Source organism: Amycolatopsis sp. NBC_00345 (assembly GCF_036116635.1).
Taxonomy (GTDB): Bacteria; Actinomycetota; Actinomycetes; order Mycobacteriales; family Pseudonocardiaceae; genus Amycolatopsis.
Genome location: NZ_CP107995.1, coordinates 4638581 through 4662285, shown reverse-complemented (window position 1 = coordinate 4662285; position 23705 = coordinate 4638581). Strand labels below are relative to the sequence as shown.

General features: G+C 72.4%; 19 protein-coding genes and 1 riboswitch. Of the genes, 17 read left to right on the top strand and 2 right to left on the bottom strand.

Annotation, left to right across the window (positions count from 1 at the left end; translation table 11 throughout):
* The first annotated feature begins 33 nt into the window (after window positions 1–33).
* From pgeF to OG943_RS20535, 6 genes are all read left to right on the top strand, one after another.
* Entirely contained in the window at window positions 34–741 is a 708-nt protein-coding gene (gene pgeF / locus OG943_RS20560; RefSeq protein ID WP_328611410.1) for a peptidoglycan editing factor PgeF, read from the top strand.
* Between the two features lie 49 nt (window positions 742–790).
* Window positions 791–1522, top strand: a complete 732-nt coding sequence (locus OG943_RS20555; RefSeq protein WP_328611409.1) for a YggS family pyridoxal phosphate-dependent enzyme — start codon at window positions 791–793, stop codon at window positions 1520–1522.
* Window positions 1523–1602: 80 nt separating this feature from the next.
* Window positions 1603–2196 (top strand): cell division protein SepF, encoded by a 594-nt coding sequence (locus tag OG943_RS20550; RefSeq protein ID WP_328611408.1) that lies wholly within the window; start codon window positions 1603–1605, stop codon window positions 2194–2196.
* A 115-nt stretch (window positions 2197–2311) separates the two neighbouring features.
* Entirely contained in the window at window positions 2312–2587 is a 276-nt protein-coding gene (locus tag OG943_RS20545; RefSeq protein ID WP_091616814.1) for a YggT family protein, read from the top strand.
* 52 nt (window positions 2588–2639) lie between these two features.
* A complete protein-coding gene (gene wag31, locus OG943_RS20540) occupies window positions 2640–3491 on the top strand; it encodes a DivIVA-like cell division protein Wag31 (protein ID WP_328611407.1) in 852 nt (283 codons plus the stop codon).
* A 202-nt stretch (window positions 3492–3693) separates the two neighbouring features.
* Window positions 3694–4443, top strand: a complete 750-nt coding sequence (locus OG943_RS20535) for a hypothetical protein (protein WP_328611406.1) — start codon at window positions 3694–3696, stop codon at window positions 4441–4443.
* Between the two features lie 22 nt (window positions 4444–4465).
* Here the strand turns inward: OG943_RS20535 and OG943_RS20530 are convergent, their stop codons facing one another.
* On the bottom strand, window positions 4466–5212 hold the full coding sequence (locus OG943_RS20530) for an ArsR/SmtB family transcription factor (protein WP_328611405.1): 747 nt from the start codon (window positions 5210–5212) through the stop codon (window positions 4466–4468).
* A gap of 65 nt (window positions 5213–5277) precedes the next feature.
* On the opposite strand from OG943_RS20530, the gene OG943_RS20525 reads away from it, so the two are divergent.
* From OG943_RS20525 to OG943_RS20480, 10 genes are all read left to right on the top strand, one after another.
* Entirely contained in the window at window positions 5278–6084 is an 807-nt protein-coding gene (locus OG943_RS20525; RefSeq protein ID WP_328611404.1) for an MFS transporter, read from the top strand.
* On the top strand, window positions 6078–6605 hold the full coding sequence (locus tag OG943_RS20520; protein ID WP_328611403.1) for an MFS transporter: 528 nt from the start codon (window positions 6078–6080) through the stop codon (window positions 6603–6605). Before OG943_RS20525 ends, OG943_RS20520 begins: the two co-directional genes overlap by 7 nt.
* A 344-nt stretch (window positions 6606–6949) precedes the next feature.
* A complete protein-coding gene (gene ileS / locus OG943_RS20515) occupies window positions 6950–10120 on the top strand; it encodes an isoleucine--tRNA ligase (protein ID WP_328611402.1) in 3171 nt (1056 codons plus the stop codon).
* Window positions 10121–10311: 191 nt separating this feature from the next.
* Window positions 10312–11919: a penicillin-binding transpeptidase domain-containing protein gene (locus OG943_RS20510; protein WP_328611401.1), complete on the top strand. Its 1608-nt coding sequence runs from the start codon at window positions 10312–10314 to the stop codon at window positions 11917–11919.
* Window positions 11920–12097: 178 nt separating this feature from the next.
* Window positions 12098–13576: a potassium/proton antiporter gene (locus OG943_RS20505; RefSeq protein ID WP_328611400.1), complete on the top strand. Its 1479-nt coding sequence runs from the start codon at window positions 12098–12100 to the stop codon at window positions 13574–13576.
* Window positions 13577–13874: 298 nt separating this feature from the next.
* The gene (locus OG943_RS20500) at window positions 13875–14660 is read left to right on the top strand and encodes a M23 family metallopeptidase (RefSeq protein WP_328611399.1); all 786 of its coding nucleotides are present in this window, start codon (window positions 13875–13877) and stop codon (window positions 14658–14660) included.
* Window positions 14661–14744: 84 nt separating this feature from the next.
* A riboswitch (SAM riboswitch) is annotated at window positions 14745–14859 on the top strand.
* Between the two features lie 40 nt (window positions 14860–14899).
* Window positions 14900–16267 (top strand): aminotransferase class V-fold PLP-dependent enzyme, encoded by a 1368-nt coding sequence (locus OG943_RS20495; RefSeq protein WP_328611398.1) that lies wholly within the window; start codon window positions 14900–14902, stop codon window positions 16265–16267.
* 29 nt (window positions 16268–16296) lie between these two features.
* Window positions 16297–16971, top strand: a complete 675-nt coding sequence (locus tag OG943_RS20490; protein WP_328611397.1) for a hypothetical protein — start codon at window positions 16297–16299, stop codon at window positions 16969–16971.
* Between the two features lie 24 nt (window positions 16972–16995).
* Window positions 16996–17637, top strand: a complete 642-nt coding sequence (lspA, locus tag OG943_RS20485) for a signal peptidase II (protein WP_442874750.1) — start codon at window positions 16996–16998, stop codon at window positions 17635–17637.
* Window positions 17634–18560 carry an RluA family pseudouridine synthase gene (locus OG943_RS20480; RefSeq protein WP_328611396.1) on the top strand — a complete coding sequence of 309 codons (927 nt, stop codon included), beginning with the start codon at window positions 17634–17636 and terminating at the stop codon, window positions 18558–18560. The genes lspA and OG943_RS20480 overlap by 4 nt, the downstream gene beginning before the upstream one ends.
* Here the strand turns inward: OG943_RS20480 and OG943_RS20475 are convergent.
* Complete coding sequence (locus OG943_RS20475; protein ID WP_442874797.1) at window positions 18557–19516, bottom strand: AsnC family protein; 960 nt, start codon at window positions 19514–19516, stop codon at window positions 18557–18559. The two genes, OG943_RS20480 and OG943_RS20475, sit on opposite strands and share 4 nt — an antisense overlap.
* Before the next feature lie 867 nt (window positions 19517–20383).
* Between OG943_RS20475 and OG943_RS20465 the strand changes: the two genes are divergently transcribed.
* Window positions 20384–23701, top strand: coding sequence for a DUF885 domain-containing protein (locus tag OG943_RS20465; RefSeq protein ID WP_328611395.1), 3318 nt, complete (start codon window positions 20384–20386; stop codon window positions 23699–23701).
* The last annotated feature ends 4 nt before the right edge of the window (window positions 23702–23705 follow it).

The following is a 23705-nucleotide window of genomic DNA, read 5'->3' as shown; positions in this document are numbered from 1 at the left end:
CGGATGGGGACGACGCAATGGGAGGATGACGGGGTGCGATTGCGACGAGTGGTCACGACCAGGGCGGGCGGCGCTTCCCGCCCGCCGTACGACACTTTCAACCTCGGTGACCACGTCGGTGACGACGAGGGCGACGTTTATGCCAACCGCAAGCGGCTGGCCACCGAGCTGGGCCTGACCGAGGACCGGCTGGCCTGGATGGAGCAGGTGCACGGCCGCACGGTGACCGTCGTCGACGGCACCGAGACCGCCGCGGCCGAGGCGACCGACGCGCTGGTGACGGCCGAGCCCGGCGTCGCGCTCGTGGTGCTCGTCGCCGACTGCGTGCCGCTCCTGCTGGCGGACACCGAAGCCGGCGTCGTCGCGGCGGTCCACGCGGGACGGGTCGGCGCGCGCGTCGGCGTGGTTCCCGCGACGCTGGCGGCGATGCGCGGGCTGGGCGCCGAACCCGGCCGTACCGAGGCGTTGCTGGGCCCGGCCATCTGCGGCGACTGCTACGAGGTGCCCGCCGCCATGGCGGCCGACGTCGAGAAGCACGTTCCCGGCAGTGCGGCCAAGACCCGCAAGGGCACGCCGGGCCTCGACCTGCGCGCCGGGCTCTGGCGGCAGCTCGCCGACCACGGCGTCGGCAAGATCGGCGTGGACCCGCGCTGCACCGCGGAGGACAAGACGCTGTTCAGCTACCGCCGCGACGGCACCACCGGCCGGATCGCGGGCATCACCTGGCTGGAGACGGAGTGAACGCCCGCGATCGGCCAAACCTCGCAGCGGGCCGGGGCGGGGGCGCCCGATGACGGACGACCGCCACGGCGAACTGGCCGCCTCGCTCAAGGCGGTCGAGGAGCGGATCGCCGCCGCCTGTGCGGCCGCGGGCCGGGCCCGCGACGAGGTGCGCCTGCTCGGCGTCACCAAGACCTTCCCGGCGGCCGACGCCGCCCTGCTCACCGATCTCGGCCTGACCCAGCTCGCGGAGAACCGCGACCAGGAGGCCGGGGCCAAGGCGGCCGAGGTGGCGCAGCTGCGCCCGGACGCGTCGCCGCGGTGGCACATGGTCGGCAGCCTGCAGCGCAACAAGGCCCGCTCCGTCGTCCGGTGGGCGGCCGAGGTCCAGTCGGTCGACTCCGCCCGGCTGGCCGACGCGCTCGGCCGGGCCGTCGGTAACGCACAGGAAGCGGGGGAGCGCGCCGAACCCCTCGACGTGCTGATCCAGGTGAGCCTCGACGGCGACCCCGCGCGGGGCGGGACACCGCTCGGCGACCTCGCCGCGCTCGCCGATCACATCGCCCATGTGGGTGAGTTGCGACTGCGCGGGGTGATGGCCGTGGCCCCCCTCGGCGAGGACCCCTCCCGCGCCTTTGCCCGGCTGGTCCAGGCATCAGGGCGGCTTCGTGAAGATCACCCGAATGCCGTAGAAGTCTCGGCCGGAATGAGCCATGATTTCGAACAGGCGATCACGCACGGCTCAACCTGTGTGCGTGTCGGAACCGCGCTGCTCGGTGGGCGCGGTTTAGCCTCGCCGTAGGGAGTCCGCGTGGCCGTCACGTTTCGTGTGCGGCCGGGTGGGGTAGCACGGTGCGGGAGCGGCTAGGGCTAGGGAGAGGCATGAGCGCGCTGCAGAAGCTGAAGGCCTACTTCGGGATGGTGCCCGCAGACGAAGACGGCTACGAGGTCGAGGACGAAGAGTACCGCCGTGGTTACGACGACGAGTACGACACCTACGACGAGCCGCCGACACGATCCAGGTCACGTTACCGCGAGACCGATGACACGTACGACGAGCCCGCTCCGAGGTCTCGGTCACGGTCGGTGACGGCCGAGCCGACGACACACGGCGCGCTGGCCGTCGACCGCCAGCCCGAGCCGGTCGCCCGGCTGCGCCCGCTCGCGGAGCCGGTGCGGACGCCGGCGCGCGACGCGCTCAGCCGGATCAAGACGCTGCACATGACGAGCTACGTCGAGGCGCGCCAGATCGGCGAGCACTACCGCGAGGGCATCCCGGTGATCATCAACCTCACCGAGATGGAGAACGCGGACGCGAAGCGGCTCGTCGACTTCTCCGCGGGGCTCGCCTTCGCGCTGCGCGGCTCGATGGACAAGGTCACCAACAAGGTGTTCCTTCTCTCACCGCCGGACGTCGACGTGACGGCTGAGGACCGCAGGCGGATCGCCGAGGGCGGATTGTTCCTGCGCGGCTGAAGCAGACCGGACCGCTGGGCGCAGCAGAACGTGATTTTGTCGACTCGATGCGATGTCGCGGCCGCTGGCTGCGGCTTCCCCGGGCCTACCCCGCTAGAGTGGTCGCGTGAATGCTGTGTGGCTGGTGGTCTGGTACGTGCTGTTCGCCTTCTGGCTGCTCTTGACGGCGCGTATCGTGATCGAGCTTGTGCGCACCTTCGCGCGTGAGTGGCGTCCCGCTGGAGGGGTTGCGGTCACGCTCGAGACCATCTACACAGTGACCGACCCGCCGGTTCGCCTCTTCAGGCGAATGATCCCGATGGTTCGAATCGGCGGGATGGGACTGGACTTATCGATTATGGTGCTGCTGTTGGTTGTGTTCTTTGCGATGCAACTGGCAACTCCCAGGTGATCGGGGAAACTTGGGTGGACCCTGCAGGCCATGGAGTGCGTGAGGTGATCTGATGTCGTTGACCCCCGCTGACGTGCATAACGTCGCGTTCAGCAAGCCGCCCATCGGCAAGAGGGGCTACAACGAGGACGAGGTGGACGCGTTCCTCGACCTGGTGGAGACCGAGCTTGCCCGGTTGATCGAGGACAACAACGAGCTGCGGCAGCAGGTCGAACAGCTCGACAACGAGCTGGAATCGACCCGCGGTGAGCTCGAGAACGCGAAGGTGAGCGGTCCACCGCCGGTGCGGGAAGAGCCCTCCCGCCGTCTGGCGCCCGTGCCGCCCCCCGCTTCGGCGATGGAGCAGACACAGGCCCACTCGATGGTCGGTGGTGACAGTGGTGAGCCGAACGTTCAGGCCGCCAAGGTCCTCGGCCTGGCCCAGGAGATGGCCGACCGGCTGACCGCCGAGGCCAAGACCGAGTCCGACGGCATGCTGGCGGAGGCGCGGACCAAGTCCGAGCAGCTGCTTTCCGATGCCAGGGCGAAGTCCGACTCGATGGTCAACGAGGCTCGTACGCGGGCCGAGACCATGCTGAACGACGCGCGCACGCGGGCCGAGACGCTGGAGCGTCAGGCCCGTGACAAGGCGACCACGATGGAACGCGAGTCGCAGCGCAAGTACACCGAGACGATGAACAACCTGAACGCCGAGAAGGGCGCTCTGGGCAAGAAGATCGAGGAGCTGCGCACGATCGAGCGGGAGTACCGCACGAGGCTGCGTGGATTCCTCGAGTCCCAGCTGCGTGAGCTCGACGACCGTGGTTCGGCGGCGCCGGCTTCGGCCTCGTCGAACTCGGGCCAGCCGGCCAATTCCGGCAGTGGTCAGGGCTACTCGTTCGGCCCGCGGGCCGAAGCAGGCTGAGTCTTCACCGTCAGGCCCGGCGTGGGTTCACCGCGCCGGCCCGGCGTTTGCCGTGTGACGCCCCGTCGTCTGCCGGATCCCGGCGGCGGCGGGGCTTTCGGCGTGCGCGCGGTCGGCGAATCGCCACGGAAAGCAGCCGTGGCAGTACGCGGCGTGGGCGTTTCGTGACCCGGTATTCCGCCGGTTCGTGCTGTAATTCAGCGTGCTCTACATCGTCCTCATTCTGGTGCTGGCGGCGCTCGCGCTGCTCGTCACGGCCCTCATCACGGCCACCTCGCTGTGGGCCTGGGTCTCCATCGGCCTGTCGGTGCTCGCCGGGCTGATCCTGCTCTTCGACTGGCTGCGCCGCCGGAAGCGGTCCGCCGCCGCCGAGGCCGAACCGTCCACGGAGGACACGGCCGACGCGAAGGACACAGCGGACTCAGGCGACGCCGCCGAAGATCCGGTCGAGGACGACGCGGAGCCGACCACTCTCCTCCCCGCCACGGGTGAACTCGGCGACCCGGCGGACGTGCCGGACCCGGTGATCGAGCCGGAAGGCGACGAGCCCGAAGCCGCTTCCCCGGCCGTGGCCGAGACGGCGGCCGAGACCACCGCCGAGACCCCTGCCGCGGCCGATGCCGCGGAATCCACGGCGCCCGCCGGGGCTGCGGCCGCCGGATCGGCGCTCGGTGCGACCAAGGTCACCAGGCCGGATTCCGCCGCCGCGGCGGCCGCCCGCGAGAACGCGCCCGGCGAGGAGAAGACGGACGAGGAGGACCTGGCGATCGTCTCGGACCTCGAGGACGAGGTGGTCGTCGTCGACGAGTTCCCCCGCTACCACCTGGTGGACTGCGGCTGGCTCTCCGGCCGCGACACCATCCCGATCGCCGTCGGCGAGGCCCGGCAGCTCGGCTTCACCCCGTGTTCCCGCTGCGGCCCGGACGCCGTGCTCGCCGCCGCCCACCGCTGAATCCCGCGCGTTCGCCGCTGCGTCAGGTCGTCACGCCCAGCACGTCACGCAGAGCCACCGCGCCCTCGGGGGTGAGGCGGACGGCGCGGTGGGCTTCCGCGCGCCGGCGCAGCCAGCCCGCGTCCAGGAAGCGGTCGGTCAGCGCCGCGCCCAGTGCGCCCGCCAGGTGGTGGCGCTGCTCGCTCCAGTCGAGGCAGAAGCGCAGCAGCGGGCGCCGGCTCGCCGACGCCGCGGCGAGGTCCACCCCCAGCGCGCCGAACACGGTCTCGGCGGCGGGGCCCAGCGCGTACGGATGTTCCTTGAGCTGCGCGGAAATCCGGTCCCCGGCGCGACGGACAGTGCTCGGCTGACCATCCACAGTGACCAGTGCTTCCCGCTCCAGCAGTGCCGCCGTGACGGCGACGCCCAGCCGTCCGGCGAGGTGGTCGTAACAGGTCCGCGCGGCACGAAGCGCCTGTGCCCGCGTGCCCTCCTTCAGCGAACGCACCGGCCCGGCGGGGGAGAACCGCGCCAGCGTCTCCAGCAGTTCCGGCGCCGGGCCGGCGAGCCGGTAGAACCGGTGCCGCCCGGAGCGTTCCGCGGTGACCAGGCCCGCTTCGAGCAGCTTGGCCAGGTGCGCGCTCACCCCCGGCGCGGACAGCCCGGCCTCGCCCGCCAGCACGGACGCGGCCAGCGAACGGCCGTCCGCGAGCGCCAGCAGCACGCGCACCCGCGCCCGGTCGGCGAACAGCGCGGCCGTGCGGGCGATGTCGGCGTCTCCTTCGAGCATGCTCCCAGGGTGCACCCGGCACACTTCCACCGCGACGGAAGCGTTCGCACGGTCCACTGGGGACCATGCGATCCGCCGTCCTGATCACGATGTGCGCCGGGATGTTCCTGGTACAGCTCGACGTCACCGTCGTCAACGTCGCCCTGCCCACCATCGGCGCCGAGCTGAACGCCGGGCTCGCGCAGCTGCAGTGGGTGGTCGACGGCTACTCCGTGGTGCTCGCCGCGCTGCTGCTCACCGGCGGCGCGCTCGGCGACGTGCTGGGCCATCGCGGGGTGGTGCTCGCCGGGTTCGCGGTGTTCGGCGCGGCGTCCGCGCTGTGCGGGCTCGCGGGCAGCGCCGGCTGGCTCGTCGCGGCCCGCGCCGGGCAGGGGGTCGGCGCCGCGCTGCTGCTGCCCGGGACTCTCGCCGTGATCACCGCGGCCTTTCCCGGACGGCGTGAACGCGCTCGTGCGCTGGGTGTCTGGGCGGGCGTGTCGGCGCTCGCGCTGCCGGCGGGCCCGCTGCTGGGCGGCGTGCTCGTCTCGCTGGCCGGCTGGCGGCCGGTGTTCTGGCTCAACGTGCCGGTTGTCGCCGTCGCCGCGGTCGCCACGCGGCGGCTCGTCCCGCCGGGCGTCCGGAAACCGGGGCGCGTCGACGTGCCGGGTGCGGCGACCGCCGCCGTCGCGCTCGGCTCCGGGGTCTACGCGGTGATCGCGGGGCAGCCCTTCGCCGCGGTGCTCGCGGTCGCCGCCGCCGTCGCGTTCGTGGCGGTCGAACGCCGGACGCGGGAGCCGATGCTACCGCTCGACGTCCTGCGCTCGCGCCAGACGATGGGTGCGAACCTGGTGTCCCGCACGGCGTTCGGCGGACTGTTGCGGTCCTCGTGCTGACGCTCTACCTCCAGCGGGTGCTCGGCGCGTCCCCGCTCGGCGCCGCGATGGCCGTGCTGCCGCTGTTCGTCCCGCTCTCGCTGCTCGGCCCGTTGAGCGGACGGCTCACTGGCCGGTTCGGCCCACGGCCGCTGATGGTCGCCGGGTTCGTGCTCGGCGCGCTGGGCATGCTGAACCTGCTGCGCGTCGGGAACTCCAGCGGTTACGGCACGGTGCTGCCGACGCTGCTCGGCCTCGGGCTGGGCATGGGGCTGCTCACCGCCGCCGTCGTCACCGCCGCGGTGGCGGACGTGCCGTCGTCGCGCGCGGGCGTCGCGAGCGGGGTCAACAACACCGCGCGACAGGCCGGGGGCGCGCTCGGCGTGGCCGTTTTCGGTGCGGTGGCGGGAGAACCGGCCGCCCGCGGCGAGTTCGTGCACGGCCTGCACGTGCTCGGCGTGGTGGCCGCCGCATTGTGGCTCGCGGGCGCCGCCCTCACTTGGGTGACGTTGCCCCGCCGCCGGACCGCGGACTTCCTCTGACCACGGGGCGGCTCCGGCCTCGGCCTGTTCGTGATCACCGCGCGGGATCATTTCAAAACCGGGTCACCGCGAAGCCGCTTGTGCCGGCCAGCTAACCTGGTGTCAGCAAGGCGTCGATCCGGCCATCACCGGGGAGCCTCCGGAAGAACAGGGTGCGGCGCGCCCCCAGTAGAACCGGACGGGTGCGGCCCGTGACAGCCGTCCACGAGTGGCCCGGGGCGGAAGTTCGCGCCCGGGCAAGCGGGGTGGTACCGCGTGACGCGCGAGCGTCTCGTCCCCGTGTGGGCGACCGGTGAGGCACCGGCCGTCCGTACGCGAGCGACGAACGCAAGGAGCGCACCCGGATGTACCCCCAGGCCCAGCTGGACGGAGAGACCACGGTCCCGTCCCAGCCGTCGTTCCCGGCGCTGGAGCAGCGCGTCCTCGAGTACTGGGAGACCGACCGGACGTTCCAGGCGTCGATCGACCGGCGGCCCGCCGGGGAGAACGGCGACAACGAGTACGTCTTCTACGACGGCCCCCCGTTCGCCAACGGCCTGCCGCACTACGGCCACCTGCTCACCGGCTACGTCAAGGACATCGTCCCGCGCTACCAGACGATGAAGGGCAAGCACGTCGAGCGCCGGTTCGGCTGGGACACCCACGGCCTGCCCGCCGAGCTCGAGGCGATGCGCCAGCTCGGCATCACCGAGACGTCCGAGATCGAAGAGATGGGCATCGCGAAGTTCAACGAGGCTTCGCGCGAGTCCGTGCTGCGCTACACCGACGAGTGGCAGGACTACGTCACCCGCCAGGCGCGCTGGGTCGACTTCGGCAACGACTACAAGACGCTCGACGTGACCTACATGGAGTCGGTGCTGTGGGCGTTCAAGCGGTTGTGGGACAAGGGACTCGTCTACGAGGGCTACCGCGTCCTGCCGTACTGCTGGCGGGACGCGACCCCGCTGTCCAACCACGAGCTGGGCATGGACGCCGACGTCTACCGCAACCGCCAGGACCCGGCCGTCACCGTCGGGTTCCGCCTGGAGGGCAACGAAAACGAGCTCGACGGCACGTACCTGCTGATCTGGACGACAACGCCGTGGACGCTGCCGTCGAACCTCGCCACCGCGGTGCACCCCGAGGTGGACTACGTCGTGGTGGAGAGCGAGAACTTCCCCGGCAAACGGTTCCTGCTCGCCGAAGCGCGCGTCGCCGCGTACGCGCGTGAGCTCGGCGAAGAGCCGACGGTCGTCGCGCACTACACCGGCGAGCAGCTGCTCGGAAACCGTTACGCGCCACCGTTCCCGTACTTCACCGGCACCGAGAACGCGCACCGGGTGCTCTCGGCCGACTACGTCACCACCGGCGACGGCACCGGCATCGTGCACATCGCGCCCGCCTACGGCGCCGAGGACAAGGTGGTCACCGACGCCGCCGGGATCGCCCCGGTCACGCCGGTCGACGCGCACGGCCGGTTCGACGCCACCGTGCCCGACTACGCCGGGCAGCAGGTGTTCGACGCCAATCCGGAGATCGTCCGCGACCTCAAGAACGGCACGGGTTCGGCGGGACGGCAGGGCGCGCTGCTGCTGCGCCACGAGACCTACGACCACTCCTACCCGCACTGCTGGCGCTGCCGGAACCCGCTGATCTACCGCGCGGTGTCCTCGTGGTTCGTCGCGGTGACGCAGTTCAAGGACCGGATGGTCGAGCTGAACCAGCAGATCACCTGGTACCCGGAGAACGTCAAGGACGGCCAGTTCGGGAAGTGGCTGGAGAACGCCATCGACTGGTCGATCTCCCGCAACCGCTACTGGGGCACGCCGATCCCGGTGTGGCAGTCCGACGACCCGGGGTACCCGCGCACCGACGTCTACGGCTCGCTCGACGAGCTGGAGCGCGACTTCGGCGTGCGGCTGGACAACCTGCACCGGCCGCACATCGACGAGCTGACCCGGCCCAACCCGGACGACCCGACCGGGCGCTCGACCATGCGCCGCGTGCCCGAGGTGCTCGACGTCTGGTTCGACTCGGGCTCGATGCCGTATGCCCAGGTGCACTACCCGTTCGAGAACGCCGAGTGGTTCGAGCACCACTACCCGAGCGACTTCATCGTCGAGTACATCGGCCAGACGCGCGGCTGGTTCTACCTGCTGCACGTGCTCGCCACGGCGCTGTTCGACCGGCCCGCGTTCCGGACCTGCGTCTCGCACGGCATCGTGCTGGGCTCGGACGGGCAGAAGATGTCCAAGTCGCTGCGGAACTACCCGGACGTCAACGAGGTGTTCGAGCGCGACGGCTCCGACGCCATGCGCTGGTACCTGATGGCGAGCCCGATCCTGCGCGGCGGCAACCTGGTCGTCACCGACCGGGGCATCCGCGACGCCGTGCGCCAGGCCGTGCTGCCGCTGTGGAACTCGTACTACTTCCTGGCCCTGTACGCGAACGCCGAGGGCGTGGAAGGCAAGTGGCGCACGGATTCGGCGCACCTGCTCGACCGGTACGCGCTGGCGAAGACCCACGAGCTGGTCACCGACGTCGAGTACGCGATGGACAACTACGACATCGCCGGCGCCTGCCAGACCGTCCGGGACTTCCTCGAGGTGCTGACGAACTGGTACGTCCGCCGTTCCCGCGACCGCTTCTGGGCCGGTGAGCAGGACGCGATCGACACGCTGCACACGGTGCTCGAGGTGACCTGCCGGGTCGTCGCGCCGCTGCTGCCGCTGACCACGGAGGTGGTGTGGCGCGGGCTGACCGGCGGCCGCTCGGTGCACCTGGTGGACTGGCCGAACTCGCTCGACCTGCCTTCGGACGCGGCACTGGTGACCGCGATGGACCGGGTGCGCCAGGTGGCGTCATCGGCGCTGTCGCTGCGCAAGGCGAACAAGCTGCGCGTGCGGCTGCCGCTGGCACGGCTGGTGGTGGCGGCGGGCGACGTCGAGGCGCTGCGGGAGTTCACCGACATCCTGCGGGACGAGGTGAACGTCAAGTCCGTGGAGCTGACCACCGACGTGGCCGCGCACGGCTCGGCCGAGGTCGCGGTCAACGCGCGGGCGGCGGGACCGCGGCTGGGCAAGGACGTGCAGAAGGTGATCAAGGCCGTCAAGGCGGGCGACTGGACCACCGGCCCCGGCGGCGCGATCGTGGCGGCCGGCGTCGAGCTGCGCGACGGCGAGTACGAGCGGCGCCTGGTCGCCAAGGACGGCGGCGCGGCGGCGGAGCTGCCCGGCGGGACCGGGCTGGTCGTGCTCGACACCGAGGTGACCGCCGAGCTCGCCGACGAGGGCGTGGCCCGCGACCTGGTGCGTGTTGTCCAGCAGGCCCGGCGCGACGCGGACTTCGACGTCGCGGACCGCATCACCCTGGTGATCGACGCGCCGGACGCCACGGTCGCGGCCGCTCGCAAGCACGAGGAGTTCGCCGCCGCCGAGACGCTGGCCACGGCGGTGTCCTACGGCGAGGCCCCCGGCGGCTTCGAGGGTGTGGTCGGCGACGGCGTGAAGGTGCGTGTGGCGGTCGCCAAGGCCTGACCGGTGCCCTGAAGGCCACCATGAGGGCCTATATGTCCCTCATGGTGGCCTTCAGGGCCGGTCCTCGGTGCCGAGCCGGCATTTCCCCGGTAACGCCATGGCCCCCCGTGCGATGGGCAAGCTGGGCCGGGTGCGCGAACGCCGCACGGGCCAGGGGAGAGTTCACGGTGAGTCCTGCGGGCAAAAGAGGCGTGCTGATCGGGGGAGCCGTCGCGGTGGTCGCGATCGTCGTGGCGGCGGTGGTGCTGCTCAGCGGTGGGAGCCCGGCGCCGGCGGCGTCATCGCCGTCGGACGAATCGACCGTGGCCGGCGTGCTGGCGCCGGACCCGGCCTCGGCGGCGGAGCAGTACCTGAAGGCCTTCGCCGCAGGCGACGCCGACGGCGCGAGCCGGCTGACCGACGACCCGTCCGGCTCGGCCGCCGCCCTGCGCGACGCCTGGGCCACGCTGCGGCCGACCGGGGTGCAGGCCAAAGTCGGGCAGGTCGGCGCGGCTGCCGGGAACAAGGCGTCCGCCGCGTACACCACGACCTGGACGCTCGGCGCCGGCCATGTGTGGTCCTACGACGGCACGTTCGACGTCGTGCAGTCCGGCTCGGAATGGCGGGTGCACTGGACGCTCGCGGTGCTGCAGCCGAAGCTGCAGGCCGGGCAACGACTGGTCGTCGCGACCTCGGCGGGGGACGAGCCAGTGGTGGTCGACCGTGACGGCAAGCCGATCCTCGTGACCGGCCCCGGCGGCACCCGCGCGGCCGACGGCGCGGCGTTCCCGCTGCTGCAGTCCGCGCTGACCGGGCAGGTCCACGCCACCGCGTCGGACTCGTTCGCGGTCGAGCGGGTGGACACGGCGGGCAAGAACCTGGAGACGCTGTTCGGCAAGACCACCAGCGGGGTGCAGGCGCTGAAGTCCACGCTGAGCGCAGGGGTGGAGTCGGCGGCGCAGTCGGCCGTGGACGGCTTCGGCGGCAAGGCCCTGATCGTGGCGATCCAGCCGTCGACCGGCGGGATTCTGGCGGTGGCGCAGAACGCCGCGGCCGGCACCGGGCCGTCCGCGCTGAGCGGGCTGTACGCGCCCGGCTCGACGTTCAAGATCGCGACGGCGACGGCCGCGCTGGAAGCCGGGATCGCGACGCCGGACGCGTCGCTGCCGTGCCCGCTGACCGCGCGGATCGGCACCCGGACCATCTCCAACGAGGGCTTCGACCTGGGCACCGTCCCGATGCACCGGGCCTTCGCGAAGTCGTGCAACACCACGTTCGGGACGCTCGCCTCGCAGCTGCCGGCCGACGGGCTGGCGAAGGCGGCGAGCCAGTACGGCCTGAACGCGGACTTCGACATCCCCGGCGTCGCCACCGAGGCCGGCAAGGTGGTCGCGGCCGCGGGCGCCGACGAGCAGGTCGAGGACGGCATCGGCCAGGGCACGGTGCAGGTCAGCCCGTTCGGCGAGGCGCTGATGGCCGCGACGGTGGCGGCGGGCAAGGCCGTGACGCCGAGCCTGTGGTCGGACCCGGACCTGGCGACCAAGGTGTCGACGCGGTACACCGCGCCGCCCGCGGGCGTGCTGGCCTCGGTGCGCACGATGATGCGGGAGGTGGTCACCGGCGGCACCGCGACCGGCCTGTCCCGCTCCGGCACCGTCTTCGGCAAGACGGGCACCGCCCAGTTCGGCTCCGGCGCCGAGGCCCACGGCTGGTTCACCGGCTACCGCGGCGACGTCGCCTTCGTGGTTTTCCTGGAGGGCGCCAACGATTCCGGCCCCGCCGTGACACTGGGCGCGAAGTTCCTGGCCGGGGTGAAGTAGCCAGGGCCGGATTGCCGGGTGACTGTCCGGAGTGGACAGAGCGGCGCTCGGTGTTGATCTCACGGCGCCCGGTGCCGCGCCCTAGCATGCCACTTGTCCGAATTATCCGGTGGTACACGAAAGAGTGAACACCCCGCTCACTATCCTGGACGCCAGAGGAGACCGGGAGGAGCGGACGATGGACCAGCTTCCCGTGCTTCTGGGGATCGGCGGCGTCGTGCTGCTCGCGTCCGTCGTGGCCGTGCGCGTCTCGATCCGGCTCGGGTTCCCGTCGCTGCTGCTGTACCTCGCGATCGGTGTGGTGCTGGGCGAATCCGGGTTCGGCATCCGGTTCGACAACCCCGGCCTGACCCAGTCGCTCGGCCTCGCCGCGCTGGTCATGATCCTCACCGAAGGCGGCCTGACCACCCGGTGGTCCGCGGTGAAACCGTCGCTGGGGCGGGGAATCGTACTGTCCACAGTGGCCGTTGTGCTGAGCGTCGCGATCACCGGCGCCGCGCTGCACTGGCTGCTCGGCCTCGACTGGCGGCTCGCGCTGCTGTGGGGCTCGGTGCTCGCGTCGACCGACGCCGCGGCGGTGTTCTCCGTGCTGCGCTCGGCCGGGGTGGGGAAGCGGATCGTCGGCACGCTGGAGCTGGAGTCCGGCATCAACGACGCGCCCGCGTACATCGCCGTCGTCGTGCTCGCGTCCGGTGAGGCGGTGGACTGGTCGCTGCCGCTGCTGGTCGTGTACGAGCTGGCCGCGGGCCTGGGGATCGGCCTGCTGTTCGGCTGGCTGGGCGCGATGGCGCTGCGGCGGGCCGCGTTGCCGGCCACCGGCTTGTACCCGCTCGCGACGGTCGCGGTCTGCATAGTGGCGTACTCGTCCGGGCAGCTGGCGCACGCTTCGGGCCTGCTCGCCACGTACGTCGCCGGGCTGGTGCTGGGCAACTCCAAGCTGCCGCACCGCTCGGACACGCTCTCGTTCGCCGAAGGGCTCGGCTGGCTCGCGCAGATCGGGCTGTTCGTGCTGCTCGGCCTGTTCGCCTCGCCGAGCCGGCTGCTGGAGACGCTGGTGCCCGGCCTCGTCGCGGGCGCGGTGGTGCTCCTGCTCGCGCGGCCGCTGTCGGTGGTGCTCTCGATGCTGCCGTTCCGGCTGCCGTGGCGAGAACAGGCGTTCCTGTCGTGGGCCGGCCTGCGCGGGGCCGTGCCGATCGTGCTCGCGATGATCCCGCTCTCGGAGGGCGTCCCCGGCGCCGAACAGCTGGTCGACGCGGTATTCGTGCTGGTCATCGTGCTGACGCTGCTGCAGGGCGCCACCCTCGGCCCGTTCGCCCGGCTGCTGGGCCTCGCCAAGCCGGCCGAGGCCCACGAGATCGAGGTGGACGCCGCGCCGCTGGACGAGCTGGGCGCCGAGCTGCTGCAGGTGCGCATCCAGAAGGGCTCGAAGCTGCACGGGGTGTACCTCTCGGAGCTGGGCCTGCCCGCCGGCGCCACGGTGAGCCTGATCGTCCGCGCCGGCGCGGGTTTCACCCCGCAGAAGACGAGCCGCTTGCAGGTGGACGACCAGCTCCTCGTGGTGACCACCGCGAGCGTCCGGGAGGCGGTGGAGCGCCGGATCCGCGCCGTGGACCGCGCCGGGCGCCTGGCCCGCTGGCGTGGGGAAGACGGCCGCTGACCCGCCGGCGGCGGGAGCTGGGCGGCTGACCTGCTGGTGTGATGAGCCCGGCCGCTGACCCGAGCGGGGGAGCGCACGTCGCCGACCAGTGCGTTCTGATCACCGCCCGCGGGCCCACGGGGTGAGGTGAACCTCCGCAGGTCGGCTCGCGGCGAGCGCCCCCCACCCGTCCGCGGCACCACACCTCGGTTTCACGCGAATTTCGCAGTGATCATTCCCAAATGTCGCCCTTTCGGGTTAACCTCCGCCCGTTCGACTCCATCGAACGGGGGAAGGCTGACCCAAAGGAGTACGCAGGGTGACGAAACTTCGGAGCTGGGGCACCACGACCACCGCTGCCGCCGTCTTGACGCTGACAGCCGGCGTGCTGCTCGCGGGCCCCGCGGCGGCCGAGTCGGCGCCGTCCCCGACGGTGCCATCCCCGGCCACGGCGTTCCCGGCGATGGCGTTCCCGTTCGCGCTGGGGCAGCAGGTCTACTCGGCCGGCATCCACTCCGACGACGGGTCCGATGGCGTCAAGAACGCCATCGACTTCAGCCCCGCCGACCGGACCGTGCGCGCGCCGCTGGCCGGGACTGTCCACCTGCAGCACTGCTCCGGCGGCGACTGGGTGACCATCGACCACGCGGGCGGCTGGCGGACCGGCTACTACCACATGGAGGCCATCCAGGTCACCGACGGTGAGCAGGTCGAGGCCGGCGCTCCGCTCGGGTCCACCGGCAACGCGCTCCCGTGCGGGGGCAGCAGCACCGGCGCCCACGTGCACTTCACCCTCTGGACCCTGCCCGCCGCCCCGGCCACCGCCGCCGCGCCGGGCGATCGCGAGGCCGCGCCCGGAGATCGCGAAGCCGCACCCCGCGATCGTGAAGCGAACGACCGTGAAGCCGCCATCGGCGACTGGGACAACGTCTCCTACGCCCGCCTCACCTCGACCGTCGCGGCGGCTTACGGCCAGCCCGTCGACGGCAAGGAGATCGGCGGCTGGCAGTTCACCGCCGGTGCCGAGCAGTACGACGGCACCGCGACGCACCTGGCCGACCGCCAGCTCGTCCAGCTGCCCGGCCGGTTCCGCGACACCCCGTAACAGTCCGCCGAACGTGTGACCGCGGTCTCAGATCGCGGGACGGGGCTGGCTCGAACCCACTCCGTTCGGTTACCTTCGAAAACAGGTCATGAGTGCCAGCGCGAAGCCCCGGCTTGCTGGCCGGCAACCCTCCTACCGCGGTGGGGTGCCCCGGGTGAGGACCAGGCCGGTCGCGTCGTGCGGCAGGCAAGCGCGGGCCCCTCGCCGGGGGTCCCCCGGACTGCCGAGGAGGCACCCTCATGACTCTCGCCCTCGATCGCACCTGCACCGCCGAAACCACGGGCACCACTGACGCCGCTGGAACCGTTGCGCCGCAGGGGATCCCGGCCGTCGCCGGCGCGGGCCTGCGGGTGCCGCTGGTGACCGGCGGCGAGATCGGCTACGCGAACCTCGACCACGCCGCCAGCGCGCCGTGCCTGGACGCGGTGCGCACGGCCGTCGACGAGTTCCTGCCCTGGTACGCGAGCGTCCACCGCGGCGCGGGCTTCGCGTCGCAGGTCTCGACGCGGCTTTACGAGCGCACCCGCGACATCCTTCGCCGCTTCGTCGACGCGCGCGGCACCGACACCGTCGTGTTCACGCGCAACACCACGGATTCCTTCAACCTCCTGGCCCGCGCCCTGCCGAAGAACACCTCCGTGGTCGTGTTCGACACCGAGCACCACGCCGCGCTGCTGCCGTGGCGCGGCCGGAACGTCCGCCGCGTCAGCCTTCCGCGCACGCGGCTCGCGGCAGTGTCCGTTGTGGACGAAGCGCTCGCGGACTGCCCGCAGGGCCCGCGGCTGGTGGTGGTGACCGGAGCGTCCAATGTGACCGGTGAGCTGCTCCCGGTGGCCGAGATCGCCGCCGTGGCAAGGAAACACGGCGCCCGCATCGCGCTCGACGCCGCGCAGCTCGCGCCGCACCGCCGCATCTCGCTGCGGGAGCTGGACGTGGACTACGTCGCGCTGTCCGGCCACAAGCTGTACGCGCCCTTCGGCGCCGGCGCGCTGATCGGCCGCGCGGACTGGCTGCGCGCCGCCCAGCCGTACCTCGCCGGCGGCGGCGCGACCAAGCTCGTCACCGAAGAGGCCGTGGTCTGGAACTCCGGCCCGGAGCGGCACGAAGCGGGCTCGCCGAACACTGTCGGCGTGTACGCGCTCGGCGTCGCGTGCGAGCAGCTGGCCGCGCAGTGGGACGCCGTCGGCGAGCACGAGGCCGAGCTGCTGGAGCGGCTGCGCAAGGGCCTGGCCGGCATCCCCGGCTGCGCCGAGCTGCGGCTGTTCGACGCGCCGGTCGACCGCGTCGGCACGGTGAGCTTCGTCGTCGACGGCTTCGAGCCCGGCTGGCTCGCCGCGGTGCTGTCGGCCGAATACGGCATCGGCGTCCGCGACGGCGCCTTCTGCGCGCACGTCGCCACGAAGCGCCTGATCGGCGTCGCCGGCGGTGACGGGCAGCAGGCCGTGCGCGTCAGCCTGGGCCTCGGCAGCACGGCGGAGCACGTCGACCGCGTGGTGCTCGCTCTGCGCCAGATCGCCGCCCGTGGCGCGCGCTGGCAGTACGAGAAGGTGGACGGCCGCTGGGCGCCCGTCGGGGACCCGCGCGAGCTGCCGCCGTTCTGCGCCTGAGCGTCGCGCCGGTCCGCTAGGCTCCCCGCATGGGGAGACCGCCGCGGTACGCGTTTCCATTGGCCTTACTGGGTTTCGCCGAGCTGGTGCTGATCGGGGCGCAGCGCGCCGCGGCGCCGGATCCGCACCGGGCCTACGACGTCGCGGTGGCAGTGCAGGGTGAGGTCGCTGCGACATTGCAGGCCACGGCGCGGCTGGCGCCCGCCGAGGTCGGATCCGGGCAGACAACGGTGTATGCCTACAGCCAGCCGCCCGTGGTCCCGGCGACGTCCATGCCGGCGACGTTCGCGCCCTCGAACAGCTGGCTGATCATGCTCGCGCTCGTGGTGGCCGCCGTCCTCGTCGGATACGCGGTCGCCGCCCGGCGGGCCGGGACGCCGTACCGCACCGGCCGGTTCGTGCTGGCGCTGGTGGGCGGGGTGCTGGCTGTGCCGTTGCTCGACCTGCTCGCGTTCGCGCAGTTCGGCCTCACGGCCGAGGTGCGCGGCCCGGCGCTCGCGGCGCTCGGGCTGCTGGTGCTCGCCTGGCACGAACGCAGTGTGTTCGTGCTGGTCGTTTCCGTGCTGTTCGCGGTCCTCGCCGCGGTGCTCATGCCGTCGCTCGCCGGGGTCGTGCTGTCGGGCGCGGTACTGCTGGCGGCGGCGTTCGCGGCGGTCGCCGGGCCCGCGAAGTGGCGTCCGCGGCCTGCCGCCGGGACCGGCTGAGCCCGTAACGTGGACAATGGTCGGGTGAGCACCGAGTCCTCCTCGTCCGAACACGACGTCGCGAAGCCCGCCGAGGCCCCCGAACCGGCTGCGGCCGAGGCCGTCACTCCGCCGGAGCCCGAGGCCGAGCCGGCCGCCGCCCCGTTGCCCAAGCGCCGGGTCGGGCTGGTGTTCGCCGTCGCCGTGCTGCTCTGGGCGATCGACCTGGTGACGAAGAACCTGGTGGCCGCGAACCTGGAGGGCAAGGAGCCGGTCCGCATCCTCGGCGGGCTGATCTACCTGCAGGTGATCCGCAACCCCGGCGCCGCGTTCTCCATGGCCACCGGCATGACGTGGGTGCTCGCGCTGGTCGCGGCGGCCGTCGTGGTCGCCATCGTGTGGCTGTCGCGGCGGCTGCGCTCGGTCGGCTGGGCGATCGGGCTCGGCCTGGTGCTGGCGGGCGCGCTCGGCAACCTGACCGACCGCATCTTCCGCGCCCCCGGCCCGTTGCGCGGCCACGTCGTCGACTTCATCTCGGCCTTCGCCCCGAACGGCGAGGGCTTCGCGATCTTCAACATCGCCGACTCGGCCATCTGCTGCGGCGGGGTGCTGATCGTCCTGCTGTCGCTGCTCGGCAAGGACTACGACGGCACCTCCACCCGCGTCAAGAAAGAGGAATCCGCGTGAGCGCCCGGATGCTGCCCGTCCCCGACGGGCTCGACGGGATGCGCGTGGACGCCGGGCTGGCCAAGCTGCTCGGCCTCTCGCGCACGGTCGTCGCGGAACTCGCGGCGGCCGGTGACGTGCTGCTGGACGGCCAGCCCGCAGGCAAGTCCGACCGGCTCGCCGCCGGCGGACTGCTGGAGGTGACGCTGCCCGAGCCGGCGAACCCGGTCGAGATCGTCGCCGAGCCCGTCGAGGGCATGCGGATCCTGCACGACGACGACGACATCGTCGTGATCTCCAAGCCGGTCGGCGTCGCCGTGCACCCGAGCCCGGGCTGGACCGGGCCGACGGTGGTCGGCGGGCTGGCGGCCGCGGGGCTGCGGATCGCGACGTCGGGCGCGGCCGAGCGCCAGGGGGTCGTGCACCGGCTCGACGCCGGCACCACGGGCGTGATGGTGGTGGCCAAGAGCGAGCACGCGTACACGGTGCTCAAGCGCGCGTTCAAGGAGCGGACCGTCGACAAGGGCTACCACGCCGTGGTCCAGGGCCACCCGGACCCGACGCGCGGCACCATCGACGCCCCGATCGACCGCCACCCCCGGCACGACTACAAGTTCGCCGTGGTCGCGGGCGGCCGCCCGAGCGTGACCCACTACGAGGTGGTGGAGGCGTTCCGCGCCGCGTCGCTCGCCCACATCAAGCTGGAGACGGGCCGGACGCACCAGATCCGCGTCCACTTCTCCGCGCTGCGCCACCCGTGCGTCGGCGACCTCACCTACGGCGCCGACCCGGTGCTGGCGCGCAAGCTGGGCCTGACCCGCCAGTGGCTGCACGCCCGCACGCTCGGCTTCGCGCACCCGGCCGACGGCCGCTGGGTGGAGTTCGAATCGGAGTACCCGGACGACCTGGCCAACGCCCTGCAGCTCCTGCGCGACGAGAACTAGCCCTCGACCGCCCAGGTCAGCGTGCGATCGTCCGGCTCGGGGCGCGGGCTCCAGCGGACCGAGACCACGCGGGTGGCGTCCGGGAGGATGTAGACGGTGTGCCCGCCGAGCGTCTCGCCCGGGCGGACGCCGATCTTGTGCGGCGGGCGCGAGGTGAGCGAAACCGGCGCCTTGCCGACCGTCGCGCCTTCGTCGGTGACGAGTTCGAGGTAATTGTCGGGCAGCGACGCGAAGCCGACCGAGCCGCGGTTGGTGATTTCGGTGTGCACCACCACGGACCGCTCGCCCTCCTCGAGCCGGTAGCCGGCCGCGCCGAACAGGTAGTCCGCCGGGTCCTGGACTTCCAGCAGCTGCACGGTGAGCTGCTCGCCCTCCAGCCCCTCGGTCGCCAGCACCTCGCCGATCCGTCCCTGCTTACCCCCGGGCGGCCCGGTCCGGCGCGGTTCGTCGCCGCGCGCCCAGGACGCCGTCTGCGGTACTCCCCAGGTGCTCACGAGGGGGTTGGGCTGCGCCGGGGCGCCGGGGTAGTGGCCGGAGGGGGTGCCCTGGACCGCGTATGGGCCGGAGCCGGAGCCGGGCACTCCTGAGTACGGGCCGGAGACCGCGCCCGGTTGGGGCTGAGGTTGGGGTGCGCCCGGGTAGACGCCGGAGGGGGTGGCTTGGACTGCGTAGGGGCCGGATGGTCCACCGTGGACGGCTGGGCCGCCCTGCGTGCTCTGCCCGCCTTGCCCGCCTTGTCCGCTCTGTCCGTAGGGGAGCGGCGCCATCGCGGCCCCGGCCCCGGGAAACCCGCCGGACAGCTGTTGCTGCTGGGCCATCGGCCCGGACGTCGGCTGTTGCTGGGCCATCTGCCCCGGCTGCGATTGTTGCTGGGGCACCTGCCCGGACTGCGGCTGTTGCTGAGGTGCCTGTCCCGGCTGCGGCTGTTGCGGGGACAGGTACTGCTGGGGCGGCAGCTGCTGGGACTGGTGCGGCTGAGGTTGCTGCGGGGATGCGTGTTGCTGCGGGAATGGCACCGACCCGGGCTGCATCGACCCAGGCGGCATCGATCCCGGCTGCACTGACCCCGGCTGCACTGACCCGGAGGGCACTGACCCGGAGGGCATCGGCCCGGACTGCGGCTGCTGGGATGGCTGTTGCTGGGCCTGCGGCTGCTGAGCCGGCGATTGCTGGGACGGCATCCGCCCCGACGACGGCTGCTGCGCCCCCGGCTGAGCCCACGACGGCGGTGCGGCCGAGATCGCGGCCCGCAGCCCACTGGGGTCGCTCTCGACGCCGACCAGCAGAGGCAGCCCGCTCCCGGACAGCGCGACCAGCCGATACGCGACCTCCCGCGGATCCATCCCGACTTTGGCCGCCAGCTCGTGCACAGCGGTCTTGCCGAGATCAGCGAGCGCGGCGAGCAGGCGAATGTCGACGGGATCGGTCACGGCCACTCCCCGAACGCTACCGCCTCACCACCCCGGATCGCGCCCAAACCCGCCCGTGTCCCGGCCCGCTCCTGCCCCGCCCGTCACTGGCCTCGCCCCGCGGCGCCGCGATCCACCTGAACCCGCCCGTCCCAAACCCTCGCCCCGTCCGAACCCCGCTCACCCGACCCCCCACCCGTCACCCACCGCACCGCCTCCCCACCCAAGCCACCCCCGGCCCACCCGCGACCGGCTCCCACCGCGGCCCAGCCCACACGCGGAGTGACACCGGAGGTCCAAAAGCGCCGTTCTCCCAGCGTGAACGGGACTCTCGTGCCATGCGGCCCCTCGCGGGGCGGATCTCCATTAGGGTCGGAAACGCATCTGCGCCACCGAACCTGGGGGTCCGAATCCATGACCGTCGTCACCGATCTCGCCGACGAGTTCGTCGACGAATTGTTCGCCGTCGAGCCGCTTTCCGCCGCGTTGCTGGGCATCCGGCCGGACGCGCCGGGCCTCGGCGATCCGAGCGCCGAGGCCGAGGCCGCGCACTGCGGGCGGCTGTCCGCACTGCTGGAGCGGGCTCGCGCGGTCGAGGCCGCGGGCCTGTCCGGCGAGGACCGCGTGACGCGTGACGTCCTGGTCCGCTCCATCGAGGGCCGGCTGGACCTGATCGGCAGCCACTCCACCGAGTTCACCCTCAGCGACCTGTTCGTCGCGCCCGCGGCCGGGCTGCTGTCGTCGCTGCCGATGGTGTCCGTCGCGGCCGGGTCGTCGGCGGAGGCGCACCTCGGGCGGCTCGCCGAGATCCCGGCGTACCTGCGCGCGGTCGCCGAACGGCACCGCGCGGGCATCGCGGCCGGGCGGGTGCCGGTCGCGCGGCTGGTGCGGGGCGCCATCGCCCACCTGGACCGCTACCTCGCCGAGGCCGCGGGCGACCCGCTGCTGCGCCAGCCCGCGCCGGACGACGAGTTCGCGGCCCGGCGCGAGGAGCTGCTGCGCGACGTCGTGCGCCCGGCTTTCCAGGAGTACCGCGACTTCCTCGCGGCCGAAGTCGTGCAGCACGGCCGCCCGGACGACAAGGCCGGCGTCTCCTGGCTGCCCGGCGGCGACGAGATCTACGCCCGTCTCGCCCGCCTGCACACCACCACCGCGCGCGGCCCGCAGGAACTGCACGACACCGGCCTCGAAGTGATCGCGGGCCAGGCCGAGCAGTACCGCGAACTCGGCGCGCGGGTGTTCGGCACGCGGGAGCTGCCCGAGATCTTCGACCGGCTGCGCACCGACCCGAAGCTGCGCTGGTCCAGCGCCGGCGAGCTGCTCGACACCGCCCGCGCGGCCATCACCCGCGCGGCCGCCGAGTCCCCGAAATGGTTCGGCCGGATCCCGGAGCAGCCGTGGACGGTCGAGGCGGTCCCGGAGGACTCCGCGCCCGGCGCGCCGCCCGCGTACTACATGCTGCCCGCCACCGACGGCTCCCGGCCGGGCACCTACTTCGCCAACACCTACGAGGCCACCGAGCGCTTCCGGCACACGGCCGAGGCCACGGCGTTCCACGAGGCGATCCCGGGCCACCACTTCCAGCTGAGCACGGCGCTGGGGCTGACCGACCTGCCGCTGTTGCGCCGGATCGGCGACTTCACCGCCTACACCGAGGGCTGGGGCCTCTACACCGAGCGCCTCGCCGACGAAATGGGCCTGTACTCCGACGACGTCTCCCTGCTCGGCATGCTCACCCTGGAGTCGATGCGGGCCGGGCGGCTGGTGGTCGACACCGGTCTGCACGCGCTGGGCTGGAGCCGTCAGCGGGCGATCGACTACCTGGTCGAGAACACGCCGATGGCGCCCGTCGAGATCGAAGCCGAGGTCGACCGTTACATCGGCTATCCGGGACAGGCGCTCGCATACCTGGTGGGGCGGCTGGAGATCCAGCGCGTCCGCGCCGCCGCCGAGGCCCGCCTCGGGAGCCGTTTCGATGTGCGCGCGTTCCACGACGTCGTGCTCTCCGGCGGCGCGCTGCCGCTGTCGGTGCTGGACGCCGTGGTCTCCGAGTGGGTGGCCGGGCACGGCGACACCGTCAACGGGCTGGCCGAGGAACTCCTGGAGCTGGACTTCGAGCGCGAGCCGCTCGATCGCACGATCTACGGCCTGCCCGGTGACCACGACAAGCTCGGCGACCCCAGCCTTGCCGCGGCGCAGCGGTATCGCGCCACTTACGACGGCATCGCCGCGCGCGCCGAGGCGATCGACCGCGCCGGCCTGACCAGCGCGGAGGTCGTGACCCGCGATGTGGTGATCACGCGCGCCCGTGGGGCGATCGACTCGATCGACTCGCGCGTGTCCGGCTTCGCCGTGAGCGACAGCTTCAGCTCGCCCGTGCTGTACCTGCTGATGATCCTGCCCCAGCTGACGCCGGAAGACGAGGAGAAGGCTCGCGGCTACCTCAGCCGGCTCGGCGCGCTCGGCGATTTCCTCGACGCGGTGATCGAGGCTCAGCGCGCCACCATGGCCGAAGGCTTGGTGGCGCCGGACTTCCTGGTGCGCATCGGGATCGGCTACGTCGACCGCTACCTCGACGCCGAAACCGACTCGCTGCGGCTCACGCCTCTGGTGGAGGTCGAGGGCTTCGCCGAGGAGCGCGACCGCCTGCTGGCCGAGGTGGTGCACCCCGCCTTCGCGCGCTACCGCGCCTTCCTCGCCGACGAGGCGCTGCCAGTCGCCAAGCCGGAGACCGAGCCGGGCCTCGGGCACCTGCCCGGCGGGCAGGAGAAGTACCAGGGCCTGATCCGCGCGGAGACCACCACCGAGCGCACCGCGCAGGAACTGCACGACGCCGGTCTGCGGGTCGCCGAGGGGCTGGCGGCGGAGTACCGCGAGCTGGGCACCAAGGTGTTCGGCACGGCGGACCTGGCAGAGATCTTCGAACGGCTGCGGTCGGACCCCGAGCTGCGCTGGCGTGACGGTGAGGAGCTGCTCGACGGTGCCCGTGCCGCGATCTCCCGGGCGGAAGCCGTTGCGCCGGAATGGTTTTCCCGCGTCCCGGCGGCTCGGTGCGTAGTGGAGCCGGTGGCCGAGACCGAGGCGGCGAGCGGCACCATCGCCTACTACCTGCCGCCCTCCTTCGACGGCTCGCGCCCGGGCACGTACTACGCCAACACGTACGAGGCTAGTTCGCGGCCGCGGTTCACCAGTGAGGCCATAGCGTTCCACGAAGCCGTGCCGGGGCACCACTTCCAGCTCTCCTTCGTACAGGAGCTGACCGGCCTGCCGATGCTGCGGCGCGTCGTGCCGTTCACCGCGTACCTGGAGGGCTGGGGCCTCTACGCCGAGCGGCTCGCCGACGAGATGGGCCTCTACCTCGACGACATCACCCGCCTGGGCATGCTCACGCAGGACTCGATGCGGGCCGGGCGGCTGGTGGTCGACACCGGTCTGCACGCGCTGGGCTGGAGCCGTCAGCGGGCCATCGACTACCTGGTCGAGAACACGCCGATGGCGAAGCTCGAGATCGAGGCCGAAGTGGACCGCTACGTGGCGAATCCCGGCCAGGCGCTCGGCTACATGGTGGGGCGGCTGGAGATCCAGCGCGTGCGCGCTGAGGCCGAGCGGGCGCTGGGCGAGGACTTCGACATCCGCGAGTTCCACGACGTGGTGCTGGGCAACGGGATCCTTCCGCTGTCTACTTTGGACGATCTGGTGACGGAGTGGGTTTCGGCCCGCGCCCGCCGGTAGGAGG